29 protein-coding genes are annotated in these 25,397 nt (G+C 67.2%); 12 read left to right on the plus strand and 17 right to left on the minus strand.

Annotated elements, in window-relative coordinates:
* Nucleotides 1-267: 267 nt before the first annotated feature.
* The 4 genes from proS to DU502_RS05790 all read right to left on the minus strand — a co-directional run bounded on the left by proS (nucleotide 268) and on the right by DU502_RS05790 (nucleotide 4,337).
* Nucleotides 268-1,743, minus strand: a complete 1,476-nt coding sequence (gene proS, locus DU502_RS05775) for a proline--tRNA ligase (protein ID WP_121920934.1) — start codon at nucleotides 1,741-1,743, stop codon at nucleotides 268-270.
* Nucleotides 1,744-1,788: 45 nt separating this feature from the next.
* Nucleotides 1,789-2,553 carry an endonuclease V gene (locus DU502_RS05780; protein WP_199722719.1) on the minus strand — a complete coding sequence of 255 codons (765 nt, stop codon included), beginning with the start codon at nucleotides 2,551-2,553 and terminating at the stop codon, nucleotides 1,789-1,791.
* A gap of 7 nt (nucleotides 2,554-2,560) precedes the next feature.
* Nucleotides 2,561-3,496 (minus strand): rhomboid family intramembrane serine protease, encoded by a 936-nt coding sequence (locus tag DU502_RS05785; RefSeq protein ID WP_121920933.1) that lies wholly within the window; start codon nucleotides 3,494-3,496, stop codon nucleotides 2,561-2,563.
* A 307-nt stretch (nucleotides 3,497-3,803) separates the two neighbouring features.
* Nucleotides 3,804-4,337, minus strand: coding sequence for an inorganic diphosphatase (locus DU502_RS05790; protein ID WP_121920932.1), 534 nt, complete (start codon nucleotides 4,335-4,337; stop codon nucleotides 3,804-3,806).
* A 322-nt stretch (nucleotides 4,338-4,659) separates the two neighbouring features.
* Here DU502_RS05790 and DU502_RS05795 point away from each other — a divergent pair, with 322 nt between their 5' ends.
* Nucleotides 4,660-5,019: a PadR family transcriptional regulator gene (locus DU502_RS05795; protein ID WP_121920931.1), complete on the plus strand. Its 360-nt coding sequence runs from the start codon at nucleotides 4,660-4,662 to the stop codon at nucleotides 5,017-5,019.
* On the opposite strand, the gene DU502_RS05800 is transcribed toward DU502_RS05795, so the two are convergent.
* Entirely contained in the window at nucleotides 5,000-5,563 is a 564-nt protein-coding gene (locus DU502_RS05800) for a DUF7108 family protein (RefSeq protein WP_121920930.1), read from the minus strand. The genes DU502_RS05795 and DU502_RS05800 overlap by 20 nt on opposite strands.
* Nucleotides 5,556-6,149 carry a ribonuclease HI gene (gene rnhA, locus DU502_RS05805; protein WP_121920929.1) on the minus strand — a complete coding sequence of 198 codons (594 nt, stop codon included), beginning with the start codon at nucleotides 6,147-6,149 and terminating at the stop codon, nucleotides 5,556-5,558. Before rnhA ends, DU502_RS05800 begins: the two co-directional genes overlap by 8 nt.
* Nucleotides 6,150-6,303: 154 nt before the next feature.
* Between rnhA and DU502_RS05810 the strand changes: the two genes are divergently transcribed.
* The 3 genes from DU502_RS05810 (at nucleotide 6,304) to nreA (ending at nucleotide 9,516) form a co-directional block, all read left to right on the plus strand.
* Nucleotides 6,304-7,170, plus strand: coding sequence for an alpha/beta fold hydrolase (locus DU502_RS05810; RefSeq protein ID WP_121920928.1), 867 nt, complete (start codon nucleotides 6,304-6,306; stop codon nucleotides 7,168-7,170).
* Between the two features lie 91 nt (nucleotides 7,171-7,261).
* Nucleotides 7,262-8,227, plus strand: coding sequence for a transcription initiation factor IIB (locus tag DU502_RS05815; protein WP_121920927.1), 966 nt, complete (start codon nucleotides 7,262-7,264; stop codon nucleotides 8,225-8,227).
* Between the two features lie 38 nt (nucleotides 8,228-8,265).
* Nucleotides 8,266-9,516 (plus strand): DNA repair protein NreA, encoded by a 1,251-nt coding sequence (nreA, locus tag DU502_RS05820; RefSeq protein ID WP_121920926.1) that lies wholly within the window; start codon nucleotides 8,266-8,268, stop codon nucleotides 9,514-9,516.
* 21 nt (nucleotides 9,517-9,537) lie between these two features.
* On the opposite strand, the gene DU502_RS05825 is transcribed toward nreA, so the two are convergent.
* The 5 genes from DU502_RS05825 to DU502_RS05845 all read right to left on the minus strand — a co-directional run bounded on the left by DU502_RS05825 (nucleotide 9,538) and on the right by DU502_RS05845 (nucleotide 13,225).
* Nucleotides 9,538-11,085 (minus strand): TrkH family potassium uptake protein, encoded by a 1,548-nt coding sequence (locus tag DU502_RS05825; protein WP_121920925.1) that lies wholly within the window; start codon nucleotides 11,083-11,085, stop codon nucleotides 9,538-9,540.
* Between the two features lie 101 nt (nucleotides 11,086-11,186).
* Nucleotides 11,187-11,627 carry a DUF302 domain-containing protein gene (locus DU502_RS05830; protein ID WP_121920924.1) on the minus strand — a complete coding sequence of 147 codons (441 nt, stop codon included), beginning with the start codon at nucleotides 11,625-11,627 and terminating at the stop codon, nucleotides 11,187-11,189.
* A gap of 30 nt (nucleotides 11,628-11,657) precedes the next feature.
* On the minus strand, nucleotides 11,658-12,086 hold the full coding sequence (locus DU502_RS05835; protein WP_121920923.1) for a universal stress protein: 429 nt from the start codon (nucleotides 12,084-12,086) through the stop codon (nucleotides 11,658-11,660).
* A 42-nt stretch (nucleotides 12,087-12,128) separates the two neighbouring features.
* Complete coding sequence (locus DU502_RS05840; RefSeq protein WP_121920922.1) at nucleotides 12,129-12,791, minus strand: CPBP family intramembrane glutamic endopeptidase; 663 nt, start codon at nucleotides 12,789-12,791, stop codon at nucleotides 12,129-12,131.
* A 143-nt stretch (nucleotides 12,792-12,934) separates the two neighbouring features.
* On the minus strand, nucleotides 12,935-13,225 hold the full coding sequence (locus DU502_RS05845) for a DUF5789 family protein (RefSeq protein WP_121920921.1): 291 nt from the start codon (nucleotides 13,223-13,225) through the stop codon (nucleotides 12,935-12,937).
* A 123-nt stretch (nucleotides 13,226-13,348) separates the two neighbouring features.
* Here DU502_RS05845 and DU502_RS05850 point away from each other — a divergent pair, with 123 nt between their 5' ends.
* Nucleotides 13,349-14,260, plus strand: coding sequence for a DUF7139 domain-containing protein (locus tag DU502_RS05850; RefSeq protein WP_121920920.1), 912 nt, complete (start codon nucleotides 13,349-13,351; stop codon nucleotides 14,258-14,260).
* Here the strand turns inward: DU502_RS05850 and DU502_RS05855 are convergent.
* From DU502_RS05855 to DU502_RS05870, 4 genes are read right to left on the minus strand one after another with little or no spacing between them, the layout of a single operon-like run.
* Complete coding sequence (locus DU502_RS05855) at nucleotides 14,257-14,694, minus strand: Mut7-C RNAse domain-containing protein (RefSeq protein ID WP_121920919.1); 438 nt, start codon at nucleotides 14,692-14,694, stop codon at nucleotides 14,257-14,259. The genes DU502_RS05850 and DU502_RS05855 overlap by 4 nt on opposite strands.
* Complete coding sequence (polX, locus tag DU502_RS05860; RefSeq protein WP_121920918.1) at nucleotides 14,694-16,445, minus strand: DNA polymerase/3'-5' exonuclease PolX; 1,752 nt, start codon at nucleotides 16,443-16,445, stop codon at nucleotides 14,694-14,696. The genes DU502_RS05855 and polX overlap by 1 nt, the downstream gene beginning before the upstream one ends.
* Nucleotides 16,442-16,885 carry a DUF5788 family protein gene (locus tag DU502_RS05865; RefSeq protein WP_121920917.1) on the minus strand — a complete coding sequence of 148 codons (444 nt, stop codon included), beginning with the start codon at nucleotides 16,883-16,885 and terminating at the stop codon, nucleotides 16,442-16,444. The genes polX and DU502_RS05865 overlap by 4 nt, the downstream gene beginning before the upstream one ends.
* Nucleotides 16,886-16,906: 21 nt before the next feature.
* The gene (locus DU502_RS05870) at nucleotides 16,907-17,464 is read right to left on the minus strand and encodes a CNNM domain-containing protein (RefSeq protein ID WP_121920916.1); all 558 of its coding nucleotides are present in this window, start codon (nucleotides 17,462-17,464) and stop codon (nucleotides 16,907-16,909) included.
* Between the two features lie 81 nt (nucleotides 17,465-17,545).
* On the opposite strand from DU502_RS05870, the gene DU502_RS05875 reads away from it, so the two are divergent.
* Nucleotides 17,546-19,381, plus strand: coding sequence for a flippase-like domain-containing protein (locus DU502_RS05875; protein WP_121920915.1), 1,836 nt, complete (start codon nucleotides 17,546-17,548; stop codon nucleotides 19,379-19,381).
* Nucleotides 19,382-19,480: 99 nt separating this feature from the next.
* On the plus strand, nucleotides 19,481-20,161 hold the full coding sequence (locus DU502_RS05880) for a hypothetical protein (protein ID WP_121921018.1): 681 nt from the start codon (nucleotides 19,481-19,483) through the stop codon (nucleotides 20,159-20,161).
* 3 nt (nucleotides 20,162-20,164) lie between these two features.
* Here DU502_RS05880 and DU502_RS05885 read toward each other — a convergent pair whose 3' ends face one another.
* Nucleotides 20,165-20,896: a helical backbone metal receptor gene (locus DU502_RS05885; protein ID WP_121920914.1), complete on the minus strand. Its 732-nt coding sequence runs from the start codon at nucleotides 20,894-20,896 to the stop codon at nucleotides 20,165-20,167.
* 94 nt (nucleotides 20,897-20,990) lie between these two features.
* Here DU502_RS05885 and DU502_RS05890 point away from each other — a divergent pair, with 94 nt between their 5' ends.
* From DU502_RS05890 to DU502_RS05900, 3 genes are read left to right on the plus strand one after another with little or no spacing between them, the layout of a single operon-like run.
* Complete coding sequence (locus DU502_RS05890) at nucleotides 20,991-22,061, plus strand: DNA-methyltransferase (RefSeq protein WP_121920913.1); 1,071 nt, start codon at nucleotides 20,991-20,993, stop codon at nucleotides 22,059-22,061.
* Between the two features lie 3 nt (nucleotides 22,062-22,064).
* The gene (locus DU502_RS05895) at nucleotides 22,065-22,745 is read left to right on the plus strand and encodes a type I 3-dehydroquinate dehydratase (RefSeq protein WP_121920912.1); all 681 of its coding nucleotides are present in this window, start codon (nucleotides 22,065-22,067) and stop codon (nucleotides 22,743-22,745) included.
* A 48-nt stretch (nucleotides 22,746-22,793) separates the two neighbouring features.
* Entirely contained in the window at nucleotides 22,794-23,222 is a 429-nt protein-coding gene (locus DU502_RS05900; RefSeq protein ID WP_121920911.1) for a zinc ribbon domain-containing protein, read from the plus strand.
* Nucleotides 23,223-23,251: 29 nt separating this feature from the next.
* Here DU502_RS05900 and DU502_RS05905 read toward each other — a convergent pair whose 3' ends face one another.
* Nucleotides 23,252-23,524, minus strand: coding sequence for a winged helix-turn-helix domain-containing protein (locus DU502_RS05905; RefSeq protein ID WP_121920910.1), 273 nt, complete (start codon nucleotides 23,522-23,524; stop codon nucleotides 23,252-23,254).
* Nucleotides 23,525-23,717: 193 nt separating this feature from the next.
* Between DU502_RS05905 and DU502_RS05910 the strand changes: the two genes are divergently transcribed.
* Both DU502_RS05910 and DU502_RS05915 read left to right on the plus strand, forming a co-directional pair.
* On the plus strand, nucleotides 23,718-24,422 hold the full coding sequence (locus DU502_RS05910; RefSeq protein ID WP_121920909.1) for a class I SAM-dependent methyltransferase: 705 nt from the start codon (nucleotides 23,718-23,720) through the stop codon (nucleotides 24,420-24,422).
* Between the two features lie 39 nt (nucleotides 24,423-24,461).
* Nucleotides 24,462-25,361 carry a glycosyltransferase family 2 protein gene (locus DU502_RS05915; protein WP_121920908.1) on the plus strand — a complete coding sequence of 300 codons (900 nt, stop codon included), beginning with the start codon at nucleotides 24,462-24,464 and terminating at the stop codon, nucleotides 25,359-25,361.
* Nucleotides 25,362-25,397 lie beyond the last annotated feature (36 nt).

A 25,397-nucleotide genomic window follows, 5' to 3' on the forward strand; every position in this document is an offset into this window, starting at 1 on the left:
GGCTTCACTAGTCACATACAAGGCAATATATATCATACTAAGCCGCCCAAAGACCTTAGCGAATTTGTATAATGATTAATTTCCCACTGTATCTCCGATACGCGAAACATGTTCGTCGACCGCCGAGCGCTCGAATCCCGTCATCGTGTACTTCTCGTCACCCCGTGTGGATAAGACACACTCGACAGTGATGGTCGTACTATCGGCTGTCCCTGTTTCACGAAAGTCACCACCGCGAATAGTGTATGCGACGTGCGGCCGGCCGTATCAGTACGACTTGGCGAAGTAGGCCGTCTCCACCGCCTCGTCGCCACAGATGGCACAGGTTTCGCCATCGTGGATCGATTCCGTGTCGCTCTCCGACCCCTCGAAGGGGACGAGGACGATTTCGGCCGCGATCTGGTCCTTGATCTCCCCTTCGCAGTCCTCGTCACCGCACCACGGTGCCTTCACGTAGCCGCCGTGCTGGCCGATGGTGCCCAGAATCTCCGCGCGGTCGGACGCCTCGCGGACGCCTCCCTCCAGGTTCTCCTCCGCCGCCGCGTAGAGTTTGGCGTACACCGTATCGAGGTGGTCGTGGACGGTGTCGACGATGCCGGCGCGGTCCTCGTTGACCGACTCGCCGTCCGGCCGGTGGACGAGCGTCGCCGTCTCCTCCTCCACTTCGTTCGGACCGATCTCGATCCGCAGGGGGACACCTTTCAGCTCCCACTCGTTGAACTTGAAGCCGGGGTTGCGCTCGTCGCGGTCGTCGAGTTCGACGCGGACGTCCGCCTCGCGCAGGTCGGTTGCGATACCCTCGGCGTAGTCGAGTACGTCTTCCTTGGTCTCCTCCTGCCAGATAGGGACGATCACGACCTGCTCGGGGGCGACCGTCGGCGGTAGGACGAGCCCCTGATCGTCGCTGTGGGTCATGATGAGGGCGCCGAGCGCCCGCCACGACAGCCCCCACGATGTCGTGTGGGCCACTCGCTCCTCTTCGTCTTCGGCGGTGTAGGTGATGTCGAACGCCTCCGCGAAGCTCTGACCGAGGTAGTGGCTCGTCGCGCCCTGCACCGACTTACCGTCGGGCATCAGCGCCTCGACCGTCGTCGTCGTGTCCGCGCCGGGGAACTTGTCGTGTTCCGGCTTTTTGCCTCGCAGCACGGGGATAGCGAGGACGTCCTCGTACACCTCCTCGTACTGGTCGAGGCGAGTCGTCGTCTCCGACCACGCATCGTCTTCGCTCGCGTGCGCGGTGTGACCCTCCTGCCAGAGGAACTCCTTGGTGCGGAAGAAGGGCTTGGTTTCCGTGGCCTCCCACCGGATCACGCTACACCACTGGTTGACACGCATCGGGAGATCACGGTAGCTCCGGATCCACTGGCTCAGATACGGCGCGATGATGCTCTCGCTGGTCGGGCGGACGGCGAGGCGTTCCTCCAGTTCCTCGTACCCGCCGTGGGTGACCCACGCCACTTCGGGGTCGAACCCCTCGACCACGTCCTTCTCGCGTTCCAGATACGACTCCGGAATGAGCATCGGGAAGTACGCGTTCTGGACGCCGGTTGCCTTGAACCGGCCGTCGAGTTCGTTCTGGACGGCCTCCCACAACGCGTACCCGCGCGGGCGCGTCACGATGAATCCACTCATGCCCTCGGGGCCGTAGTTCGCGAGGCCGGCCTTCTGGACGACTTCGGCGTACCACTCCCCGGTGCTGTGTTCTTTCGACTCGGTGATCCCGAGTTCCTGATCGTCGGTCATTACCGAACGGTGACGGAGATACGGCTTAAAACGTGCGAAGCCCCCCTACACCTTCGCTTTGCACTCGTCGGCGTACGCGTCCGCCAGCCGCGTCGGCTCCGGAAGTTTGTACCCTCCACACAGCCGTGCCACGAGGTCGACCGTCGTCTCGGCGCTCACGCGGTGGCCGGGGCTGATGTAGAGGGGGTTGATCACGGGGTTCGACTCGTACTGGCGGGACTGGTAGGCGTAGCCGATGACGGTCCCCGTGGGGGCGTCGACCCGGTCGTTCGCGACGACCGGCGCCCGCCAGCCCTCTGGGCGGCCGTCCACGTCGCCCTCGACCCGGCCACAGAGGAGGTTCTTGGCGACGCCGATACTCGGCACGTCGAGGACGACGCCGAGGTGGGTAGCGAGGCCGGCCTGCCGGAAGTGGATGCGGCCGCTTCCGTCGAAGACCACGAGGTCGGGGGTCGTGTCGAGTGCCTCGAACGCCGCGAGGATCGGCCCGCCCTCGCGGAAGGAGAGGAGGCCGGGCACGTAGGGAACCGAGAGGTCGGTCACGGCGTGGGCGCGTTCGACTACCTCGCCGCCACGCAGGCAGACGACGGCGCTGACCGCCCGGTCGTCGTCGAGGAAGGCCTGATCCACGCCCGCGACGAGGGGACGCTCACCGGTGAGCGCGGTGTCTCGCCCGACCGAGACGGCCGCCGGATCGAAGGCGAAGTCGTCGGCGAACGTCGCGGCGGCGGCCACCTCGCGCTGGAGCGCCTCCATCTCCTCGCGGGACTGGGACGGATCGGGGACGAATTCGGGGCGGGCAGGGGTCACGGGGCGCTCACCGCCGTCGGCCGGGGCCGCCCGGACCACCCGGACCACCCGGACCACCACCGCCACCGAACGTCAATCGGTCGGGCACCCGTCGCGGCTGCTTGATCCGTTTGCCGTACGCCAGCCCGATGACGAGACCGATCAGGTGGGCGAGGTGGGCGACGTTGCCCTGGTTGGCCGCCGACGCGGTCTGTGGCTGGAGGAAGAAAAGCACCGAGATGACGGCGAAGGCGGCGGTGAACAGCCAGAGTGGGATGGGGATGATGAAGTAGAGGTAGATGCGGAGTTTGGGGTTGAGGACGGTCAGCACGCCGAGGACGGCGAAGATGGCTCCGCTGGCGCCGACGACGGAGACGCCCGTGGCGCCGAGGACGATGCTGGCGACGACGAAGCCGAGGCCGGCGAGGACGCCGCTCGCGATGAACAGAGCAGCGAAGCGTTTCGACCCGGTGTAGCGCTCGACGAGGGGGCCGAAGAAGTACAGCACGATGCTGTTGCCGGCGATGTGGTAGAGGCCGCCGTGGGCGAAGATGGAGGTCACCCACGTCCAGACGTAGAACAGGCGGTCGGACTGCAGGACGAAGAGGGTCTCCATCGCCCCACGTCCCAGCAGTCCCCCGACGAGGAACTGGAGTGCGAACGTGATCCACATGAGGGCGAGGAACAGATACGCGACGTTGCCACGGAAGTAACCGAGGACGCCGCCCGTCCCGGTCAGCGATCCGAGCCCCGGAATCCGGTCACCGAGGCTCCGGCTGTCGCCTTCGTCCTGAACGCTGTCGTCGAAGCCGCTGTCGAAGACTCCGGACGGATCGTTCCACTCGTTCAGGCCGGGACACTCGTGGTTTTCGGGCAACCGGTGTTCCGCACAGAACGTGCCGCCGCAGCGCCGACACTGATACGGCAGGTTCTCGTGACTGCCGCACTCGTCGCACTGAGCCATTATCCATCCCTAACGGCGGCGCCGATAAAAAGGGGTGCGTTCGTTGCCGGTGTCGTCCGGCTATCGATCCGGCCGCCCGTCGCCCGGCGCCTCCTCGTCCCCGTCGTAGTTCGACGGGACGACCGTCACGTGATAGAGGCCGGGATGGGTGTCGTTCATACGAGTTCCTACGGCACGTTCGCCCAAAAGATTACCCATGCGCATAATACATCTGTGCCGGCGGGCACATAACCGACGGGAATCGCCGCGTCGAGCGTCGGTCGACTGTTCGGTCACACGGCTGCGCCGAAAAAACGGGATTGCTCGCTCAGGCGAACTTCTCGTCGTAGAGGTCGAGCGCGTGTTCGATGGCGTCTTTCGCGGCCGCCTTGTCCTCCCAGCCCAGCGTCTCGACTTCCTTGCCCTCCTCGAGGTTCTTGTAGGTCGAGAAGAACTCGTCGATCTCGTCGATCGTCTGCTGAGGGATGTCGTCGAGGTCCTCGATGTGGTCGAACCGGGGGTCCTCGCTCGGGACTGCGATGACCTTATCGTCCTGCTCGCCGTCGTCGTCCATCTTCATGAGGGCGACGGGGCGCGCTTCGACGATGCAGCCGGGGAACGTCTGATCCTCGACGAGCACCAGCACGTCGAAGGGGTCGTCGTCGTCGTAGTACGACTGCGGGATGAACCCGTAGTCGTACGGGTAGTGGACGTTGCTGTGGAGGACGCGGTCGAGGACGATGCCGGGCACGTCCTTGTCGTACTCGTACTTGTTGCGCTCGCCCTTGAGACACTCGACGACGGCGTGGATGGTCTCGGGTGGGTTCGGGCCGGACTCCAAATCGGTCCACAGGTTCACCATACTGATACGACGGCCGAACCGCCCAATATGCCTTTCGGGATGGTCCTAATACGAATGAAAAGGTACATGAACGGCCGCACCTCAGGTCATGTAACTGCTACGAACGGTCGGCCGGACGCGCCGGTCGGCCGTCCCGCCGGGCACGCGACGGAGCCAGCCGGTGACGACCGGGCAGTCGTCACCGGGACACGCCGATCAGAACTGGTTCGGTGAGCGATGTGTCTCGCGCTGATAACGTCGCATTCTCGCGCTGTGGGGGCTGACGTGTGCGTTGAAGGACGAGTTGAGAAAGGTTAAATATCTCCATGACATGTTGATAAGCATGTCAGAGGCACAAACAGTCAGTAGCAGCCCCGGCATCGTTCGCGACCTCACCGCGTTCCAGCACAACATCCTCGTCATCCTCTCCGAGGAACCGATGTACGGTCTGGCGATCAAACGCCAGCTCGAGGAGTACTACGGCACTGAAGTGAACCACGGCCGCCTGTACCCCAACCTCGACAACCTCGTCGAGATGGGCCTCGTCGAGAAGAGTGAACTCGACAAGCGGACGAATCAGTACGAACTGACCGAGGACGGCCACGAAGCCGTGCTCACCCGCCTGAACTGGGTTCTCTCGAAGTTCGTCACCGACGACGACCGCGCCGACTCGGTCCGCGACCTCATCGACGCGCAGCAGTAAACTCGGGCAGTGCCGTCTCCGTGACGGCGAAGACGTGTTCGAGCGACTGCGTGACGGCATCGCGCTCTTCCTCGCTCGGCCACGCGTTCCGTGGATAGTACTCCGTCAGAAACTCCTCGAGTTCCGCGGCCGTCGCCGTCTCCACTCGCCGCGCGTAGTGATTCCCCATGAAGTCGGCGAACGCCCGCGCGTTCGCCGCGTGAATCTCGCCCGTGCGCTCGGCCACCTGCGCGACCACCTCGGCGTTGTGGGTCTCTACGTCGTCCCATTCTTCGGGGTCGCCGCTGCCCGAGAGCGGTACCTCGACCGCGCGGTCGGTGTCCTCGATCCGGTCCATTCGCGCCGTGTCTCCATCCAGCCACTCGGCCGGGTGGAGAACGAGCGTGTCGTCGCTCTCGCGGATGCGCGCGGTGAAGCCGTATTCGTCGAGCCGTTCGTCCCGGTCGCGTTCGTACGCGGCCGCTTCCGCGTCGTCGACCGCCCGACGGGCCAGTCGGGTCAGCCGCTCCGCCGCGTCCACGACCTCGCGTGGCAGGTCAGTCATCGTCCAGCGCTTCGTTCGCCAGTTGGTCGGCGCGGTCGTTTATCTCTCGCGGTACGTGTTCCAGCGACCAGCGGTCGAAGCCGTCGAGCAACTCCCGGGCCCGGACCCGCCGTTCGCGCAGGTCGGGATCGTTCGTGTTCCACGCTCCGCGCACTTGCTTGACGATCAACTCGGAGTCGCCGCGCACGTCCACTTCGTCGAAGCCGTGATCCCGGGCCATTTCGAGCGCCCGGATCAGCGCCTCGTACTCCGCGCGGTTGTTCGTCGTCCGGCCGATGGTCTCGCTGCCCTCGTCGACGATGCCGTCGCCCGAGACGATGACCCACCCCACCGCCCCGGGACCGGGGTTGCCGCGACTCGCGCCGTCGAAGTAGACGTGGGCCCGCCCACCAGACTCGGAGAGGAGTGCGGTCAGATCCGTCGGGCGCGCCCCCTGAACGACCACCGTATCGTCGTAGGCGACCGCGACCGCATCGCCGCGTTCGGCGCGCCACCGTTCGTGTTCCGTGTTCCCCGGCCCGATTTCGACGCCGGCCTCCTCCAGCCGCCGTCGAGCCACCGCTGGATCGCAGTCGAGAGTCGGCATTGGCGGTTCTTCGTCGGACCGACTCAAAGGCCGTTCGTTACGTGTGCGAAGCGACGGCTTCGCAGGTGCGTGTGCGAAGCGACGGCTTCGCAGGTGCGTGTGCGAAGCGACGGCTTCGCAGGTGTTTTTCCGTTCCGCTCGCGATCCGCCGACGATGGACGCCGCCCACCCTCCCTCCACCGAGTCCGTCGACTGCGTGCCGATCGACGACGACCGCCACGTCGCCTACGCCGAGTACGGCGACCCCACCGGACGCCCCGTCCTCTTCCTTCACGGGACGCCGGGCTCTCACCGCCTCGGACGACTGTTCGACGACACGGCCCGACGTGAGGGTGTCCGTCTCCTCGCCATCGACCGGCCCGGATACGGCCGATCCTCGCCGTGGCCGACACGCGACCTGACCGACACCGGCGCGTTCGTCGTGCCCGTCCTCGACGACGTGGGGGTCGACCGCGCGGGCGTCGTCGGCTTCTCCGGCGGCGGTCCGCACGCCCTCGCCCTCGCGGCGACACACGGCGCTCGCGTCGAACGCGTCGACGTGGTGTCGGGTGCGACGCCGCCGTCGGTCGGGGAAACGCCGACGACACAGCGGCTGCTCGAAACGCTGGCGTCGACGGCACCCTCGCTTCTGCGCGGCCTGTTTCGCGGGCAGGCGACGCTCGCGGAGTTCTTCCCGCCCGCCGTCGTGGTCTCACAGTACACCACCGCGGAGGGGCGGGCGTCGCTGTCCGACGACGTGGCGGCACTCGTCGCCCGCGACTTCGTCGAGGCGTTCGCGCAGACGCGACGCGGAGCCGTCACCGAACTTCGCTTGCTCTCGGCGCCGTGGCCGTTCTCGCTGTCGACGCTCGACGTTTCCGTCAACCTCTGGCACGGCGCGAACGACACGAACGTCCCCGTCGAGGGCGTCCGACGCTTCTGTGACCGTCTGCCCGACGCCCAACTCACGGTGTTCGAGGACGCCGACCACCTGACCACGCTCCTCCGGAGTCGGTCGTCGGTGGTCGCGGACGTCGGATAGACCCCACTCGACGGCGTCCGCGTGTGGCGGTCGGGAGCGGCACGCACGGCCGAGGATTTAAGTATGCGCAAAATACGAGTATAAAAACGCGATGACACGGCCCACCCGCCAGCGGGAAGACCGGACGCGATGGCAGGGCGAGGAGGAGGAGGAAGCCGACGAAGACGTCGACCTCGACGATCTCGATCCCGAAGATCTCGTCAGGACGGCCGACGGCGAACTGATTCACGAGGAAACCGGGCTCATTATCGAGGAAGAACAGATCGACCCGGGCCCGGAGTGGCGGGCGTTCAACCACCAGGAACGGCAGGAGAAATCGCGGGTGGGGGCCCCGACCACCCAGACGATGCACGACAAGGGGCTGACGACGACGATCGACTGGAAAGACAAAGACGCCTACGGGCGCTCTATCTCCTCGCGGAAGCGCTCGCAGATGCACCGCCTCCGCAAGTGGCAGGAACGGATTCGGACGAAGGACGCGGGCGAGCGCAACCTACAGTTCGCGCTCTCTGAGATCGACCGGATGGCGTCCGCGCTGGGCGTCCCGCGCTCCGTCCGCGAGGTCGCCTCGGTGATCTATCGGCGCGCGCTCAACGAGGACCTGATTCGTGGCCGCTCCATCGAGGGCGTCGCCACCGCCGCCCTCTACGCCGCCTGTCGGAAGGAGGGTATCCCCCGCTCGCTGGAGGAAATTTCGGAGGTCTCGCGGGTCGAACGCAAGGAGATCGGTCGCACCTACCGCTACATCTCGCAGGAACTCGGACTGGAGATGAAGCCGGTCGACCCCAAGAAGTACGTCCCCCGATTCTGTTCGGAACTCGATCTGAGCGAGGAGGTGCAGGCGAAGGCCAACGAGATCATCGAGACCACGGCGGAGAAGGGCCTGCTCTCGGGCAAGTCGCCCACCGGCTACGCCGCCGCTGCCATCTACGCCGCCTCCCTGCTCTGTAACGAGAAGAAGACCCAGCGCGAGGTGGCGGATGTGGCGCAGGTGACCGAGGTCACCATTCGCAACCGGTATCAGGAACAGATCGAGGCGATGGGCATCCACAGCTAGCGCGATAGGTTCAAATCCCGGCCCGCGCAATCGCCTCTATGCGCCTCGACGAGTTCATCGACATCGAGGCCAACGAACGCGCCGAGCGACGGCGTCTCGCGAAAGAGAAATCCTACGACATCCTCGATCACGTCGAGAGCGTCGCCGACCGGATCGAACGGTCCGTCTCCGGCGACGCCATCGTCGGCAGCGTCTCGCCCTCCATCTTCGTCGGCCGCTCGAACTACCCCGAGGTGTCGACCGGCATCCTCTCGCCCGTCGGCAACGAGGGCGACGCCGCCCGGTTCGCCACCAGCGGCGCGTGGTACGAGGAAGGCGTGGATTTAGACGAGGTGTTTCGGCGGCGGACTAGCCTGCTGAACTCCCGGCGTTCGTCCCCGGTCGATGTCCACGACACGTGGGACGGCTTCGTCGGCGTCGGCCGGGAAGTCGCCATCGCGGACCGCCCGGTCGACGTGGAGATCGGCCTCGACGGCGACCCGAAGGTGAGTTTCGACGCCGACGGTGTCTCGACGCCCACGGGGCCGAGCGCACCCGCCCGCTCGGCCCAACTGGGCGAGAACCCGCACGTCCCCAGAGCGGTCGAGAAGACGCTGGAGGACGACGACTGGCGGGCCGAAGGGGCAATAAATTACCTCTACCGACGCGGATTCGACGTGTACGAGGTGAACACCATCCTCTCGGCGGGGGCGCTGGGACAGCGCGAGAACCGCCGTCTCGTCCCGACGCGGTGGTCGATCACCGCCGTCGACGACACCGTCGGGCAGTTCCTCCGGGGGTCGCTCCGCGACGCGCGAAGTATATCCGAGGTGGAGATCCACCGTGACGAGTTCCTCGGCAACGCCTACTGGGTGATCCTCGCCCCCGGCCAGTGGGAGTACGAACTCGTCGAGTTGAAGGCGCCGGGCAGCGTCTGGAATCCCGATCCCGAGGCGGGGATGTGGCTCGCGGCCGACTACGAGGGCTACGAGGGCCGCACCGGCTACGTCGACGAGACGGCGGGCGCGTATCACGCCGCCCGTCTGGCCGTCCTCGAACACCTCGACGACCGCGGACGGCAGGCGAAGTGTCTCGTTCTCCGACACGTCTCGGACGACTACTGGGGGCCGGCGGGCGTCTGGCAGGTGCGCGAGGGCGTCCGCCACGCCTTCGAGGGCGACCACGCCACCGCCGAGACGCTCGCCGACGCGGTCCGGGGCGTCGTCGACTACGTACCCACGTCGATGGCGGCGTTGCGACGGAAATCCGCGATGGTCGCAGGGCTGCAGACGACGCTCGATCAGTTCTGAGCGGTAGTAATCCCCGTCGGCTCACCAACGCCAGAACGACGGCGTGAAGATGACGAGTACCGAGAGTACCTCCAGCCGGCCGATCCACATCAGAAAGATCATATAGAGCTTCGCAGCGTCGGAGAAAGGCAGGAAGCTGTTCATCGGCCCGACGACGCCGAAGCCGGGGCCGACGTTCCCCAGCGTGGCGATGGCGACGCTCATCGCGTCCAGTCCGGACAGCGAGATTTCGGGCGTCCGGAAGCTATCGAGATAGAGGACGACCGTCGAGAAGGCAAACAGCGCCAGAAAGAGGAGGACGAACACAAAGACGTCACGGATCGTCTCCTCGTCGACGGCCTCCCCTTCTAGCCGGAGCGGTCTGATGGCTTGGGGGTGGACGGACGTGTACAGCGACCGGCCGATGGCTCGCTTGACGAGCACCCACCGCACGATCTTGACCGATCCGGCGGCCGAGCCCGCGGAGCCCCCGAGGAAGTACGCGAACAACAGGATCGTCTGTGCGGAGCCGTCCCAAGCGTTGACGTCCATGCTCGCGTATCCGGTCGTCGTCACGATGGCGATTACCTGAAAGAGCCCTTGCCGGAGCGCGCTCTCAACGTTTCCGGGGATCACGGCGACGTTCGACGGCATCTCCGCGAGGCCGACGCCGAGGTAGAGCACCGCCGAGATGACGGCCCCGAAGCCGGCGACGGCGAGCAGATACGACCGGAACTCGGTGTTGCCGGTCAGTCGGTTCGGCTTCCCCTTGAGGACGTACCAGAACAGGGCGAAGTTGGTTCCAGCGACGAGCATGAACGGCATCATCACCCACTGGGCGGCGGGGGCGAACGCCTCGGCGCTCCGGGCTTCGGGCGAGAATCCGCCGGTCGGCATCGTCGTGAGCGCGTGAGCGACCGCGTTGTAGAGGTCCATGTTTGGCGCGGTGCCGGCCAGATGCAGCCCGTAGTAGACCGCCGCGGTGAGGACGGTGACCCCGGCGTAAATACTCCACAGGACGCGTGCAGTCTCTTGGATTCGCGGCGTCAGTTTCTCCAGCGCAAGCCCCGGCGCCTCTTGGTTGATGACCTGTGCCCCGCCCACGGACAGTTCCGGCAGGATAGCGATCATCAACACAAGGATACCCATTCCGCCGAGCCACTGGGTGAGCTGGCGCCACAGCAACATCGCGTGACCGTGGCGTTCGACCGAGATTTCCCCGAGGACGGTTGCTCCGGTCGTTGTGAACCCACTCATGCTCTCGAACATCGCGTTGACGGGAGTTGCGACGGTTCCCGTCCCGGCGACAAGGTACGGGACGGTTCCCAAGAGGGGGACGACCAGCCAGGCCAGGCTCACCAGCAGGAACGCCTCTCGGTTGCCCAAATCGCCGTCGCCGCGAACCCGCTCGAGGAGGGCACCGCTTCCGATCATGACGACGCTCGTTGCGACGAACGGGACCGGATCTTCGCCGTAGTAGAGTGCCAGCACGAGCGGAAACGCCGGCGTGACACCGATATACTTGAGCACCGTCCCGACGTAGGCCACGGTCACCCGGTAGTCGACGTACGCGCGCTGGCTGCGAGCCATTGAACGTCTGCAACTGTTACGAAGGACGGATGACAGTTTCGACTGTGCAGAGGTCGTCCGCCGACCCCGTCACGTTACCCACCGCCGGACGCCCGGGACCGCTACAGCGCCGCGTACGCGGCGTCGACCATTTCACCCGTCTCCGCGATGATGTCGGCCATCCCCTCGTCGTCGGGCGCCATGCCGAGCAGGCGGCCGATCCGCATGATGCTGACGTGGTAGACGGTCTGGACGCCCGGCCGTTCCTCCCAGACGACGACGTTGCAGGGCATGATCGCGCCCACCCGCCCCTCGCTGGCGTCGAGGACGCGGTCGGCCATCGAGGGGTTGCACGCGCCGAGGACGTAGTAGGGGTCGCGGCCGGCGTCGATCTTCTCGTTCAACATCTCGGACACCGAGAACTCAACGGGGACGCCGAAACCGGCGGCCTCGAACGTCTCGCGGACGTGTTCGACCGCCTCCTCGTGATCCATCTCGAGTGTCGCGCGCTGTTCGCCGATGTCGCTGGCTTCGAGGGTCGCGGGGTCGATAGGGAGCGCCATAGCGAGGGGTACGGTCCGGAAGGGGAAAAATCAGACCGTGTGGACCGGAATCGACGATGCCTGGACGACCCGACGGGCGGTGTTCCCGATGATGGGCTTGTCGGGGTCGCGCTTGCCGTGTTTACCGAGGGCGATCAGGTCGACCCCGTGATCCTCGGCGTAGTCGACGATGGCCTCGTCGGCGATGCCCGTGACGACCGCCGTCTCGCACTCGACGCCCGCTTCCTCGGCCATCTCCCGAATCTCGTCGACGAGTTCCTCGCCTTTCTTTCGGATGCGATCCTTGGTCTCCGCGATGTCGCTCGGTACCGCCACGTAGTCGGCGTCGCCCATGTCGATGACGTAGAGGGCGGTGATCGTCCCCTCGGAGTCGGCAACGAGGTCGATCGCGTGGTCGGCCGCGCGCTTCGCCGCCTTGCTCCCGTCGGTCGGGACGAGAACGTGTTGGAACGTAGCCATGAGTGGCGAAACGACCCTCGTCGACATAAATCCACACCGCCATTACAGCGGAATGGGGAGCCACGACAGTGCCCGAACGACCGTCGCCGTCGGGACGAGTGGCGGGTGGAGGACGAGCCAATCGAGTAACGCGAGGCCGAGGCCGTGGGCGACGACGGAGGGCAGGATGGAGGCGCTCCGGTAGTCGACGGCGCCGAAGAGTACGTCCGTCGGCGCCGACAGCAGGAGTTCGATCGGCGGCTTGTGGATGTGGTGGAAGGCGTAGACGACGGGACTGATGAAGACGCTCTTGAACCCCACCTCGCGGACGCCGACACAGAGCAGGCCCCGGTAGTACGTCTCGGCGGCGGCGGCGACGACGAACTGCGCGGCGGCGTGAGGGAGGAAGACGGCGAGGGCGGTGTCGGTCGCCCACATCGGGTAGTACGCTCGGATCGTCGGGAGCGACGAGCCGACGACGTAGAAGGGGGTGACGAAGAGTGCGAGCAAGACGGTGTTGCGGAGGGCGCGGCGGTCCACTCGCCAGCCCAGATCACGGCCGCGAACGAGCGCGAGCGTACCTGGCAGACCGATGAACACCACCACGTCGCGGACGAGGCGGGCGTCGAGGCTCGTGGGTGGGACACGCCAGAGCGACCAGACGACGCCGAGACAGAGTCCGACGAGCAGCGACGTTTGCACCCAGGAGAGCCGAGTGAGGCGCATCACCTAGACGTGGTCGTCAGGCGTGATATAGTGACGGTCGAAACCGTTTGCACACCCGATCGCAAGACTGGACCCGAGCGTGTGCGATGACGTTCGACCATTACGATAGCTCCTTGCCGTCACGAGGCCGTAGAACGGGTTGCTCACTCCTCGGCAGTGGGGATCGGGCCGGTCCCGATCTCCGACCGGACTTCGGTGAGGAAGGTCTGTCGCGTGTCGAAGTACGTCTCGTCGACGGCGTCGAGGACCGAATCGAGGGTTCGCGGACCGTCTGGCGTTCGGATCGTCGCGTCGCCCTCCTTCGTCCGCACCCCACTGGCCTCCTGCGGCCAGGTGAGTCGCGATGCCACGCGTGCGAGTGGCGCCCCCTCGACCGGTTCGCCCTCGCCGAGTTCGACCGCGGGTTCCGCCTCCTCGTCCGTGTCGTCGCTCATGCGCGGCGATACTGCCCCCCGCGAGTTAACGTCTTCGAAGCGACCGGCTCGCTATCCATTCCACGGCGCCGTCACACGCCCGTCTGACGTAGGGTTTTGTGTGAGGCGGCTGTAGCACTGGTTATGACCAGTCTCGGGGAGGTCTACCACGGGGACGACCGGAGCGGCCCGAGTCTCCGGCAGATCTACGCAGGGTCGGCCCTGTTCGTCGTCGGCATCGTCCTCGTCGTCGCGGGTATCGTCGTCGCCACGACCGACGTGCTACTCGGCGGAGGAACCACGCTGTTCGAGGTGCGCGAGTACGGGGGTATCCTCGCCGGCCTCGGCGTCCCCTCCGTCTTCCTCGGTATCTCGGCCGTCCTGCCCGCCGAACGCTCGACGCGCGCCGCCGCAGGTATCGGCGCCAGCGTCGCCGTTCTCGGCGTCGCCCTCTTCGCGCACGCCTACCCGTGCCGGTGGTCCGGCGCCAACTGCGCCCCCGGCATGGTCGACCTCACCCTCCCCACCGTCGGCGTCTACTTCCTCGGCGCGCTCACCACCTTCTGGTGTCTGTTCGTCGGCATCGCCAACTTCAAAACGCGGAACGATCCCGGCGGCACCGTCACCATGGAGGTCACGCGGCAGGGCGAGACGAAAGTGATCGAAGTGGATCGGTCGAAAGGCCACGGAAGCGTCGGCCTCGGCGGCAGCAGTTCCACGCCGACGGCGAGCGTCGGCGCACAGGTGAGCGACGGCGGGAGCGACGACGACGATATCCGCGAGGTGGCGTCCGTCTCGTCCGCCTCCTCGTCGCCCTCTCACGCCAACACTTCCCAGAGCGGTGGCGGCGGTACGGCCACCGCATCCGGCGGCGGTAGCGAAGTCTGGAAGTCGACCACAGCGACCGACGCGACCACCGACAACGCCGACCGCTACTGCGGCAACTGCGAACACTTCGAGTACGTGCGCACTGAGCGCGGTATCCAGCCCTACTGTGGCTTCCACGGCGGCGTCATGGCCGACATGGACGCCTGTGAGGACTGGAGCGGTCGTTAGGGAAGCCGTTCCTGCACGTCGTCCCAGTGACTCCCTTTCCAGAAGTGCTGTCCACACCGCTCGCACCGCCAGACGCTCGTCTCCGCGGGGTCGGGCGCATCGGCCGGCGTCTCTGCCTCGTCCGCAACTGGTTCGAGCCGTCCGTTACACCGGCCACACCGCGTCGGCGTCGCGGGGAGCGAGAGCGAGACGCCGGCCGCGTCGAGTTCCCGTAACTGATCCTCGATATCCCGGGCCGAGAGGCAGATTGCGCCGTCGGTTCGGGCTGCGAGGTCGGCATCGCGGGTGAGAAGGCGCCGATCCTCCTGCAGTGCCACCTCGCGGACGGCGTCGTCGGCCTCCACGCCCCGATCCAGCGCGTACGCCGTATCGTGGCCGCACATCCGGAGATAGCGCGCCAGTTTGCCGAGCATCGCGTCACAGAGGAATCGCATCACTCCAGCCACGACCGCACGTCCGCGGCCGACCGAGTGTTGAGTACTTCGCCCGTTTCGGCCCATCCGCGCCGCGCCGTGTGGACGCCGTAGCGCCGGAGGGGCAGTTCGCCGGTGCCGTGGGCGTCGGTGTTGATCGCGATCGTCGCTCCCGCTTCGACGGCGGTCCGCACCGCCTCGTCGTTCAGGTCGAGGCGGTGGGGGTTGGCGTTGACCTCTAGCGCCGTCTTGGCGTCGGCCGCGGCCACCGCGAGCCGATCCATGTCGGGCGCGAGGCCGGGCCGATCGTTGATGAGGCGCCCGGTCGGGTGGCCGAGGATATCCGTCTCCGGGTGTTCGACCGCCGCGACGAGGCGGTCGGTCGCCACCTCCCGATCCGCGTCGAGGCCGCTGTGGGGCGAGGCGATCACGATGTCCAGTTCGGCGAGTACGTCGTCCCCAACCGAGAGACCGCCGTCGGCGTCGATGTTGGCCTCGACGCCGTGGAACACGTCGATGTCGGCGTCGGCGGCGGCCTCGGCCACGGCGTCCATCTGTTCGCGCAACTCGCCGTCGTCGAGACCGACGCCGCCGACCATCCCCGGGCCGGTCGCGTGATCGGAGATGCAGATGTAGTCGTCGCCGCGCTCGTCGGCCCCCGCGATCATCGTCTCGATGGATTCGCCGCCGTCGGACCAGTCGGTGTGGGTGTGGAGGTCACCGCGCAGCTCCCCTGCTTCCAGCAGGTCGGGCAACTCGCCTGCCTGTGCCGCCTCGATTTCGCCACGGTCCTCCCGGAGTTCCGGCGGGACGAGCGGGAGGTCGAGGGCGTCGTACATCTCGGCCTCCGTCTCGCCGCCGATGCGGCGGCCGGCGCGCTGGCCGGCCTCGTCGGCGTCTTCCACCTCGCTAACGTCGAACACGCCGTACTCGTTCATCTTCAGATCGCGGTCGATGGCGAGGTTGCGCAAGTGGACGTTGTGGTCCTTGCTCCCAGTGAAATACTGGAGCGCGGACCCGAACTCCTCGGGGACGACGACCCGGAGGTCGACCCGCATGTCGCGGGCGCGGACGCTCGCTTTCGTCGTCCCCGACTCGATCCGTTCGTCCACCGCGGCCCAGTCGAGGAAGGCGTCGACGGCCGCCTCGCCGGTCGAACTCGCCACGAGTACGTCCACGTCGCCGATGGTCTCGCGCCAGCGCCGGAGCGACCCCGCCACGTCCGCGCGCTCGACGGGGTCGGCGGCGCGGAGGTAGTCGAGCAACTCCTCCGCGACGGGACGAGCGTCACCGAGGAGTTCCCGCTCCTGTGCCTGCCGGGCGAAGGGGATGTTCTCCAGGATGTTCGATTCGGTCTTCGCGCCGAAGCCCGACACCTCCCGAATCTCGCCGTCGCGGGCGGCGGCTTCGAGTTCGTCGAGCGTCGTGATTCCGAGCGCCTCGTAGAGCGTCCCGACCGTCTTCGGTCCCACCCCTTCGACGCTCGTGAGCGCCGCCATGTCGACGGGTAGCTGATCGCGCAGGTCCTCCAACTCCTCGATTTCGCCCGTCTCGACGTACTCGACGACCTTCGAGGCGAGGGCATCACCGACGCCGTCGATCTCCTCGACTGCCGCTTTCCCCTCCGCGGCCAGGTCCTCGATCGGCGTCGGATGCTCCCGGATGTTCTCGGCGGCCCGGCGGTAGCTTCGGGGTTTGTACTCCACGTCCTGTGCCTCCAGTAGGTCGGCCATCTCCTCGAACCGGGCCGCGACTTCGGCGTTCCGGCTCACATCCGCCCCCGCGTGTTGTGGCTGGTGTCCTTGCGGCCCAGCGCCTTCTTGAGGAAGGACATCCAGCGCTTGCGGTCGGCGGCCTCCTGAGCCTGCGCCTCGCGTTCGAGGTCCGCGGGGCCCAGTTGTTCGAGGGCGTTGAGCGCGCGGTCGATGCCGATGATGCTCTCGACCAACCGCTCTCCCTCCTCGTAGCTCACCTCGTTGTCTTCGATCCGCTGGAGGCGCTGGAGGCGTTCGCGCCGCAGGTTCTTTTTCGCCCGCTCGACCCGCTCGCGCTCACCCGCGGGCACCGTGTCCCGGCGCTTGATCTCGAAGACGAACTGCTGGAGGTCCACCTCTTCGTCCTGCACCTCGATACGCTCGGGGATGTCCGCGCCCACCGTCGCCCCCTCGCGGTTGACGCGTTCGAGGAGCTGCTTGCGCTCGAACTCTTTCACGAGTCGTCGTTGGCAGGCCGTTCACTTCGCTCCTTCGCCCCGCTCGCCCGCCCGCTTCGGATCGGTGTCGGTGTACGGCTCCTCGATATCGGGATCGCCACCCATCATCGCCCCTGCCCGCCGTGTGACGAAGTCGAAGACGATCACGATGGGCAGGAGGAGACGCTCGACGATCCGGACGGGGCGTGCCGCCGTCAGCGACCACGACTCGGCGTGGCCGAGGCCGTACGCCTTCGGCAGGATTTCACCGAATACGAGGACGACACTCCCCGCGACGACGGTCGTCAGCACGACGGCGACGCCACCGGAGAACCGGTCTGCGAGGAGGACCGCAAGGATGCTGGAGATGGCGACGTTGACGACGTTGTTACCGACGAGCAGCGTCACGAGGAGGCGGTGGGGGTCGTCGCGGAGTTCGGCGAGGATCGACGCCCGTCGATCCTTTGCGGCGACGCGCTCGTCCAGCCACGTTCGCGACAGTGAGAAGACGGCGATTTCCGTACTGGAGAAGAAGGCACTCGCCCCCAACAGGCCGATCAGCACGACGACGCTGAGCACCGTCGAATCGAACGCAGTCATACGTCTCGTCGTGTCGGCGGCGTGAAAAGGGTGGGGACGGAGACAGAAAGTTCTTGAACGCGGCCCGACCATCCCCGGCAAATGGACCCGTCCGGCGTGGAAGTGAGCGTCGTCCTCCCCGCGTACAACGAGGAGCGGACCATCGAGCGGACGGTGGAGACGACGCTCGATACGCTCGCAGCCTTCCTCCCGGCCGGGACGTTCGAAGTGATCGTCGCGGAAGACGGCTGTGACGACCGCACGCCGGAGATAGCGGACCGACTCGCGGCCGAGGACGACCGCGTCCGCCACTTCCACAGCGACGAACGCCTCGGCCGCGGCGGCGCCCTCGAACACGCCTTTGCGGCCGCCGATGGCGACACCCTCGTCTACTTCGACACCGACCTCGCGACGGACATGCAGCATCTGGAGGAACTGGTCGAACGGGTGCGGTCCGGCGAGGCCGACGTGGCCACCGGGTCGCGCTGGATGCCCGGCCAGGTCGCCGACCGCCCGGCCAAACGCGGCGTTCCCTCGCGGGTGTACAACGGCCTCGTGCGCTTCGTCCTCCGCTCGCCGCTCCGCGACCACCAGTGCGGGTTCAAGGCGCTGAGCCGCGAGGCGTTCGAGCGCCTGCACGCGGACGTGGAGGACGAACACTGGTTCTGGGACACGGAACTCCTCGTTCGTGCCCAGCGGGCGGGGCTGGAGGTGGCCGAGTTCCCCGTCGAGTGGGAGCCGAAAGGCGACACCAAGGTCGACCTCGTCCGCGACGTGTTCGGCATGGGGAGTCAGATCCTCCGGCTGTGGTGGCAGCTCTCGGTCAGCCCACGGATCACCCGGCGGGTGAGCATCGGTGCCGGTGCGCTCCTGACGGTCGTCGCCCTCGCGCTGATGACGCTGTATCTCGACCCGCAGGCCGTCCTGACCGAACTGGAGGGGGCCGACCTCCGACTCGTCGCGCTGGCGGGCGCCGTCTATCTCCTGTCGTGGCCGCTCCGCGGTGCCCGCTACCGCGACATCCTCGCCGAACTCGGCTACCGCGAACGCCTCGGCTTCCTCACGGGTGCGGTGTTCATCAGCCAGACCGGCAACCTCGTCTTCCCCGCGCGGGCGGGCGACGCGGTTCGTGCGTACGTGGTGAAGGCTCGGCGAGGCATCCCCTACCCGACCGGGTTCGCGTCCCTCGCCGTCGAGCGCGTCTTCGACCTGCTGACGATCACCGTCCTCGGCGGCACCGTCTTGGTCGGCTTCCTGCTTACGGGCGCGACCGGACAGGTGGTGTCGGCCGTCTCGCAGGGCGTCCCCGGGATCGACCCGCGGAGCGCCCGGATCGCCCTCACCGTTGCGGCGGGCGTCGCCGCAGCGGCCGTCCTCGCCGTCGTCGTCATCGTCGTCAGCGCGCGCCGCGAGGGCAACCTCGTCCGGCGAGTCGTCACCGGCGTGAGCTCCGACTCCTACGCCGACTACGTGGCGGGCGTGCTGGAGCGATTCGTCGCCGACGTACAGACGGTGGCCGCTGACCGCGCCGCCTTCGCCCGCGTGGGGGTGAGCAGCCTCGCTATCTGGTCGCTCGACGTGGTGACCGCCGTCCTCGTCCTCGCGGCCTTTCACGTCTCGCTTGCGCCGACGACGCTCGTCGCCATCGGCTTCTTCGCGGTGAGCGTCGGCAACCTCGCGAAGGTGCTCCCACTCTCCCCCGGCGGGATCGGCCTCTACGAGGCGGCCTTTACCATCCTCGTCGCGGGGCTGACGCCCGTTACCGGCCCGACGGCCTTCGGCGCCGCGGTGCTCGATCACGCGGTGAAGAACCTCGTCACCGTCGCCGGCGGCGTCGTCTCGATGCTCGCGCTCAACGTCTCGCTGACGAACGCGGTGGACGAGACATCCGGGGCGGGGACGGACGCGCAACCGGACCCCGATCCGGACGTCGAGTAACCCACGCTGGCCGGCGTCTCCGGGCATCCGTGGCGCGGGTGGGATCGACGGAGCGAGGCCACGAATACGCTTATCGACGGTCGCGCCGTGGTCGTCGTCATGACGAACCCCACGTCACCTGCGGTCAGTCGACTCGGATTCTGGTCGGCCCTCTTTGCGACGCTGTTCAGCGTCAGTTACGTCGTCGCGCAGGTGGCCGAATGGGTCGGATTGCTGGGTTCGGCGGGTGGCCCGGAGAGTGCGAGCACGCCGTTCGGACTCGTCGTGCTTCTCACTCCCTCGCTGTTCCTCGGCACGGCGTTCGTGATTCTGATGGTCAGCATCCACTACTACGCGCCAGCGGAGCGACAGATATGGAGCCACCTCGGCCTCGTCTTCGCGACGATATACACGGTGTTGATCAGCATCAACTACTACGTCCAACTCACGTTCGTCGTCCCGAACCTCCTCGACAGGACGGCCGAAAGCGTTCGACTCCAGCCGTTCCTGTTCGTCTCCTTCGACTCGTTTCTCTACTCGGTGGATCTCCTCGGCTACAGTTTCATGAGTCTCGCCACGCTCTTTGCCGCGTTCGCGTTCACGGGTGAGGGGCTCGAACGAACCGTTCGGTGGTTTCTGATCGCGAACGGCCTCCTCCTCCCGTTTCTCGCGCTCCAGATCTACTATCACCCGTTGATCTGGCTCGCTTCGGCGTGGGCGATCACGTTTCCCGGCTCGAAGATCGCGCTGGCCGTCCTGTTCAGACGGTCCGCGCAGTCGACGCCGACAGCCGTCTCCTGACCGTTAGAACAGCTCTGCCAGCCGTTCGGCTCCGTCGATCAGGTTCGGACTCGGCTGGTTCAGGAGCCGGTCGTCGACGACGTGGACCGTGGCGTCCACGTCCCAGTCGCGGTCGGTGAACGTCGCGGGATCGACCTGCGACCCGTGGTCACAGAGGTGGAGGACGACGTGGTCCGGATCGGCTGCCTCGACAGCATCCTGTGTGATCGCTCGCGAGCGTTCGCCGGGTTCGACGAACGGGTGGTGGCCACCCGCGGCCTCGACGACTTCGGGTATCCAGTTGCCGGCGGCCATCGGGGGCTCTGCCCACTCCTCGCAGTAGACGGTCGGCCGGTCGGCGGGTCGGCGCTCGCGGAGGCGATCCAGTCGCTCGCGGCTTCGCTCGGCCAGTCGTTCCCCCTCGCTCCCGCGGCCCACGGCGTCCCCGAGGGCGGCGAACCCCTCGATCACGGTGGGGAGCGTTCGCGCGTCCATGTGGTAGACCCGGATGCCGCGCTCGCGGATGGCGTCCCGAACCACGGCTTGCAGGCCGTCGCTCGTGCAGACGAGGTCGGGATCGAGCGTCTCCAGTTCGTCCAGATCGGGGTCGAGCCACCCGCCGAGGACGGCGGGATCACCGTCGAGTTCGGATCGGCAGTGGGTCGTGATTCCCACCAGCCGATCCGCAACGCCGAGTTCGCGGCAGGTCGCGGTGGCGGCAGGGGCGAGTGAGACGATGCGATCTGGCGGGGACATGGTCGGTGTTCGGTGCGGAGCAACAAGAGCACGGTGGCGACCGGCGATGCCGGAACCGACACCGATACCTGCCGGGGGCAGGGAGGTGACACCGATGCGGACCACGCACGTCCTGCACGCTGGCGACGCGGCCGAGATGAACGCCGTCGACGACGAGTCGGTCCACCTCGTCGTCACGTCGCCGCCGTACCCGATGATCGAACTCTGGGACGACCTCTTCGCGTCGCGGGACCCGGACGTGCGAGCGGCGCTCGACGCCGGCGACGGCGACGCCGCCTTCGATCTGATGCACGCTCAACTCGACGCCGTCTGGGACGAGGTCGAACGCGTCCTCGCCCCCGGCGGCATGGCCTGTATCAACGTCGGCGACGCCACCCGCTCCGTCGACGGCACGTTCCAGCAGTACCCCAACCACGTCCGGATTATCGACGCCCTCCGATCGCGGGGGCTGACACCCCTCCCCGACGTGCTCTGGCGCAAGCCGACCAACAGCCACACCAAGTTCATGGGGTCGGGCACGCTCCCCCCGAACGCCTACGTCACCCTCGAACACGAGTACGTTCTCATCTTCCGGAAGGGCGGCACCCGGTCGTTCCCGCCGGGCGACGACCAGCGGTACGAGAGCGCCTTCTTCTGGGAGGAGCGCAACCGCTGGTTCTCCGATCTCTGGGAGCTTCGAGGCGAGGGTCAGGCGCTCGACGCCGGCGGGAGCGACGACCGGCGCGATCGGTCCGCGGCCTTTCCGCTGGAGATTCCCCTGCGCCTGATCCGGATGTTCTCGGTTCACGGAGACCGGGTGCTCGACCCGTTCGCGGGGACGGGCACGACGGCGCTCGCCGCGATGCACGCCGCCCGGAACTCGGTCGGCTACGACCTCGACGCCGACCTGTTCGCGGCGCTTGACGACCGCTTGACCGATTTACCGGCCGCGTCCCGGCGGCAGGTCGCGTCGCGACTCGACCGCCACCGGACGGCGATGGTCGACCGCGACGGCGGCTACGAGGCCGAACACTACGATTTCCGGGTGGTGACGAAACGGGAGCGGCGCATCCGTCCCTACGTCGTCGAGGCGGTCACGGAGCGATCCACGGCCGACGGCCGGCGGTACGTCCTCGATCACGTCCCGGCCGACGAGGAGTTTAATGGCGACCCCGCCGAGGGGTGAGGCATGGACTTCGATTCGCTGGTTCTCGCGGCGGCGACGGCCGACCTGGCCGACGAACCCGCGGCCCGCGACCACGCAGACGCCGTCGAGTTCCGAATGGATCTCGCGAGCGATCCGCTCGCCGCACTCGACGACTACGACGGCGACCTGCCGCTCATCGCCACGAATCGCGATCCGGCGGAGGGGGGCGAAGCCGACGCGCCGGAGCGGGAGCGACTGGCCGTACTGGAGGAGGCGAGCGCCCACGACGCCGTCGGCGCCGTCGACATCGAGTTGGCGAGTCTGCGTGACGACCCCGGTACTGCGGCGGCGGCGACGGCCCGCGACAACGGTGCGCGGGTGATCGCGTCGGTCCACGACTTCGAGGCGACGCCCGCCGCGGCGCGCTTGGCGGCGTTGCTCACCGAGGCGGCCGACCACGGCGACGTGGGGAAGGCGGCGGTGACGGCGACCGACCGCGACGACGCGTTGCGGGTGCTCTCGGCGACCCACGCGGCGACGGAGCGTGGCGACCGGGTGGCGACGATGGCGATGGGTGAAGCCGGTCGGCACACCCGGGCGGTCGCGCCGCTCTACGGGTCGAAGATCGGCTACGCCCCGGTCGATCCGGCGGAGGCGACGGCGCCGGGCCAGTACGATCTGGCGACGCTCGCGGACCTGATCGACCGCCTCGGCGGTCGGTAGCGCACTGGGGGCGAGAATATAAGCAGGTGGCGACCCCTCTTTCGGACGATGGCTAACACGGAGCGACGGGTGGCTCTCACCGTCGTCGTGAGCGTGGTCGGTTCGGTGATCGGTATCGCCGGCGCCGGCCACGCCTACCTCCGGGAGTGGGGGCGGGCGTTCGCGTGGTTCTCGTTGGTCCTCGGTGCCGGTCTCGTCCTCACGGCGTCGTTCGCGGACCCCGAGACGGCGACGCTGTCGACGCTCCCGCTTCGCGTGACGGGGCCGATCCTCCTCTTGCTCACGCTGAACACGGTCGACGCGTACTTCGTCGCCCGTCGGTCACAGTCGACCAACGTGGTGGCCGCCGACCCGACCGACGAGGACGGCCCGTCGGTGACGTGTCCGTCGTGTGGCCGGGACTTCGATCCCGACCTCTCCTTCTGTCCATGGTGCGCTGACTCACGGGACGGAGAGCGGGTCGAGGATCGAGAGTAGAAAGAGCGCCGTTCGGCTTTCGGACTCTCTCAGGTCCGCAGGAAGTAGACCTGCTTCCGAGCGTCCTTGAAGCTGTAGCGAGAGCCGACGATGTCGGACTCCTCCAGACGGTTCAGCGCGTAGCGAACCGTCCGGTCAGGGAGCAGCGACTCCTCGGCGAGTTGCCCCTGCGAGAGCGGCGAGTCGCTCTCGAGCACCTTGGCAACGAGTTTCGCACTCGGCGGGAGTTCGCGCAGTCGTTCGCGGTATTCGCTGGTCGTCAGTCGGTCGTCGCCGACGGAGTCGGCTGCTGTGGTGCTCATACCTGTTCGTCCGCATCGGTGTTGGTAAAGGTTGTCTCCATATGCGTGAAAACACACGAGACACCTTATATGGCATTAAATGCAAAAAGAGGCAGTCATTTGTCAACAGTCCCCCACTCTTCGACTCCGAAGTCGGGTGCCGCCGACAGTACATCCAGTACGGTTTTAGTCTTCGGGCAGAGAGACGGGTAGCGTGAAAGGAGAGGAGTGGTATCAGGCGGACGAAGTCGCCCAGGAGTACGATGTCAAGCGGTTCTCCCGCGGTGGGCGTCTCATCGACCGTCGCGAAAAGCGGGCCGTCCTCGAAGCGCTGAACCCGCTCGAAGACCGGAGCGTACTCGAAATTGCTTGTGGGACGGGCCGGTTCACGGTCATGCTGGCCGAACGCGGCGCGGACATCGTCGGTCTGGACATCTCCTCGGCGATGATGGCGGAGGGTCGGAAGAAAGCTCGCGCGGCGGGCGTCGCCGACCGCATCGAGTTCCTGCGTGGCGACGCCGCCCGCCTGCCGTTTCCGGACAACCACTTCGACACCGTCTTCGCGATGCGATTCTTCCACCTCGCGGACACGCCGGCGAAGTTCCTCGCCGAAATGTGTCGCGTCTCGAAGGATCAGGTGTTTTTCGACACGTTCAACGACCGCAGTACGCGCGTGCTCTACAACTGGCTGCTCCCGATGGGCTCGCGGCTCTACGGTCGCGGGGAGGTCGAGCGACTCATCGACGGTGCCGGCCTGACGCTCGTCGACGCGAGCCACGATTTCGTCCTTCCGTACGGCTTCTACCGGAAGATTCCGAATCAGCTGGCCGGCGCGTTCCGCTCCGCCGACACCGCCATCGGCGACACGCCGCTCGGCACCCACCTTGCCTCGGTCTCGTACTGGAACGCGCACGTGTAGGTGCGAACCGTTATGGTCGCTGAGTCGGTGTGGTCGGATATGGACCTCTCGGTAGTGATACCCACTCTCAACGGCCGGGACCGGCTTGCCGCCTGCCTCGACGGCGTAGCCGCCCACGCCCCGGACGCGGAGGTCGTCGTCGTCAACGGTCCATCCACCGACGGCACTACCGGGATGATTCGAGAACGCGACGACGTGGACGTACTGGTCGAGGTGTCGACCCGGACGGGGAACGTCGCTCGCAACGCCGGCCTCGAAGTCGCCACCGGCGACGTGATCGCTTTCCTGCAGTACGACCTCGTGGTCGAACCGACGTGGCTCGCGGGACTCTCCGACGGCCTCGACGACGCGCCGGTCGTCACCGGGCCGACTCACCGGACGCTCGACGGCGGGATGACTACCGAGGAGTCCGAACGGCGACAGATCGGCTCTCGCGAGGTGACTTACTTCAACGGCGGCAACGTCGCCTTCCGACGCCCCGTCCTCGACGCCCTCGACGGCTTCGACGAGTATCTGGAGGCCGGCGGTGACCGCGACGCCGCCCACCGCCTCGCTGGCCTCGACTACGAGGTGGCGTGGCGCCCCGAGATGTGCGTCCGGCAGGAGTATTCGGCCGACGGCGGGACGATCGCCGACCGCGGCGTCGAGTTTCGGGCACTCACCTACCGCCTCGTGAAAAACTACGGCATCCGGCCGGCCGCGGCGACGGGGACGACCCGACGCGCCCTGCGGGACGCCCTCGTCGCCGCCGGCGACGTGCTCCGTGGCGACCTGCAACCGACCGAGTGGCTCGCGACCGGCCGCGCCGTCGTCACCGGCGTCGCCCGCGGCGCCGCCGACGGCCTCGTCGCGCGCCTCAGGGATCGCTCGCCGGTGCGCAACCCCCACGGTATCTCCGACCGCTCGGACCGCGCCGTCGCGCGGTACGACTGGCGCTAATCGGCCGTCTCCGGTGCTGTCGCGTGCTATCATACG

The sequence above is a fragment of the Haloplanus aerogenes genome (assembly GCF_003856835.1).
Lineage (GTDB): Archaea > Halobacteriota > Halobacteria > Halobacteriales > Haloferacaceae > Haloplanus > Haloplanus aerogenes.

Coding starts and splice junctions, on each gene's coding strand:
- proS (WP_121920934.1), bottom strand. CDS start 1,743: ATGACCGACGATCAGGAACTCGGGATCACCGAGTCGAAAGAACACAGC.
- DU502_RS05785 (WP_121920933.1), bottom strand. CDS start 3,496: ATGGCTCAGTGCGACGAGTGCGGCAGTCACGAGAACCTGCCGTATCAG.
- DU502_RS05790 (WP_121920932.1), bottom strand. CDS start 4,337: ATGGTGAACCTGTGGACCGATTTGGAGTCCGGCCCGAACCCACCCGAG.
- DU502_RS05795 (WP_121920931.1), top strand. CDS start 4,660: ATGTCAGAGGCACAAACAGTCAGTAGCAGCCCCGGCATCGTTCGCGAC.
- DU502_RS05800 (WP_121920930.1), bottom strand. CDS start 5,563: ATGACTGACCTGCCACGCGAGGTCGTGGACGCGGCGGAGCGGCTGACC.
- rnhA (WP_121920929.1), bottom strand. CDS start 6,149: ATGCCGACTCTCGACTGCGATCCAGCGGTGGCTCGACGGCGGCTGGAG.
- DU502_RS05810 (WP_121920928.1), top strand. CDS start 6,304: ATGGACGCCGCCCACCCTCCCTCCACCGAGTCCGTCGACTGCGTGCCG.
- DU502_RS05815 (WP_121920927.1), top strand. CDS start 7,262: ATGACACGGCCCACCCGCCAGCGGGAAGACCGGACGCGATGGCAGGGC.
- nreA (WP_121920926.1), top strand. CDS start 8,266: ATGCGCCTCGACGAGTTCATCGACATCGAGGCCAACGAACGCGCCGAG.
- DU502_RS05825 (WP_121920925.1), bottom strand. CDS start 11,085: ATGGCTCGCAGCCAGCGCGCGTACGTCGACTACCGGGTGACCGTGGCC.
- DU502_RS05830 (WP_121920924.1), bottom strand. CDS start 11,627: ATGGCGCTCCCTATCGACCCCGCGACCCTCGAAGCCAGCGACATCGGC.
- DU502_RS05835 (WP_121920923.1), bottom strand. CDS start 12,086: ATGGCTACGTTCCAACACGTTCTCGTCCCGACCGACGGGAGCAAGGCG.
- DU502_RS05840 (WP_121920922.1), bottom strand. CDS start 12,791: ATGCGCCTCACTCGGCTCTCCTGGGTGCAAACGTCGCTGCTCGTCGGA.
- DU502_RS05845 (WP_121920921.1), bottom strand. CDS start 13,225: ATGAGCGACGACACGGACGAGGAGGCGGAACCCGCGGTCGAACTCGGC.
- DU502_RS05850 (WP_121920920.1), top strand. CDS start 13,349: ATGACCAGTCTCGGGGAGGTCTACCACGGGGACGACCGGAGCGGCCCG.
- DU502_RS05855 (WP_121920919.1), bottom strand. CDS start 14,694: ATGCGATTCCTCTGTGACGCGATGCTCGGCAAACTGGCGCGCTATCTC.
- DU502_RS05870 (WP_121920916.1), bottom strand. CDS start 17,464: ATGACTGCGTTCGATTCGACGGTGCTCAGCGTCGTCGTGCTGATCGGC.
- DU502_RS05875 (WP_121920915.1), top strand. CDS start 17,546: ATGGACCCGTCCGGCGTGGAAGTGAGCGTCGTCCTCCCCGCGTACAAC.
- DU502_RS05880 (WP_121921018.1), top strand. CDS start 19,481: ATGACGAACCCCACGTCACCTGCGGTCAGTCGACTCGGATTCTGGTCG.
- DU502_RS05885 (WP_121920914.1), bottom strand. CDS start 20,896: ATGTCCCCGCCAGATCGCATCGTCTCACTCGCCCCTGCCGCCACCGCG.
- DU502_RS05890 (WP_121920913.1), top strand. CDS start 20,991: ATGCGGACCACGCACGTCCTGCACGCTGGCGACGCGGCCGAGATGAAC.
- DU502_RS05895 (WP_121920912.1), top strand. CDS start 22,065: ATGGACTTCGATTCGCTGGTTCTCGCGGCGGCGACGGCCGACCTGGCC.
- DU502_RS05900 (WP_121920911.1), top strand. CDS start 22,794: ATGGCTAACACGGAGCGACGGGTGGCTCTCACCGTCGTCGTGAGCGTG.
- DU502_RS05905 (WP_121920910.1), bottom strand. CDS start 23,524: ATGAGCACCACAGCAGCCGACTCCGTCGGCGACGACCGACTGACGACC.
- DU502_RS05915 (WP_121920908.1), top strand. CDS start 24,462: ATGGACCTCTCGGTAGTGATACCCACTCTCAACGGCCGGGACCGGCTT.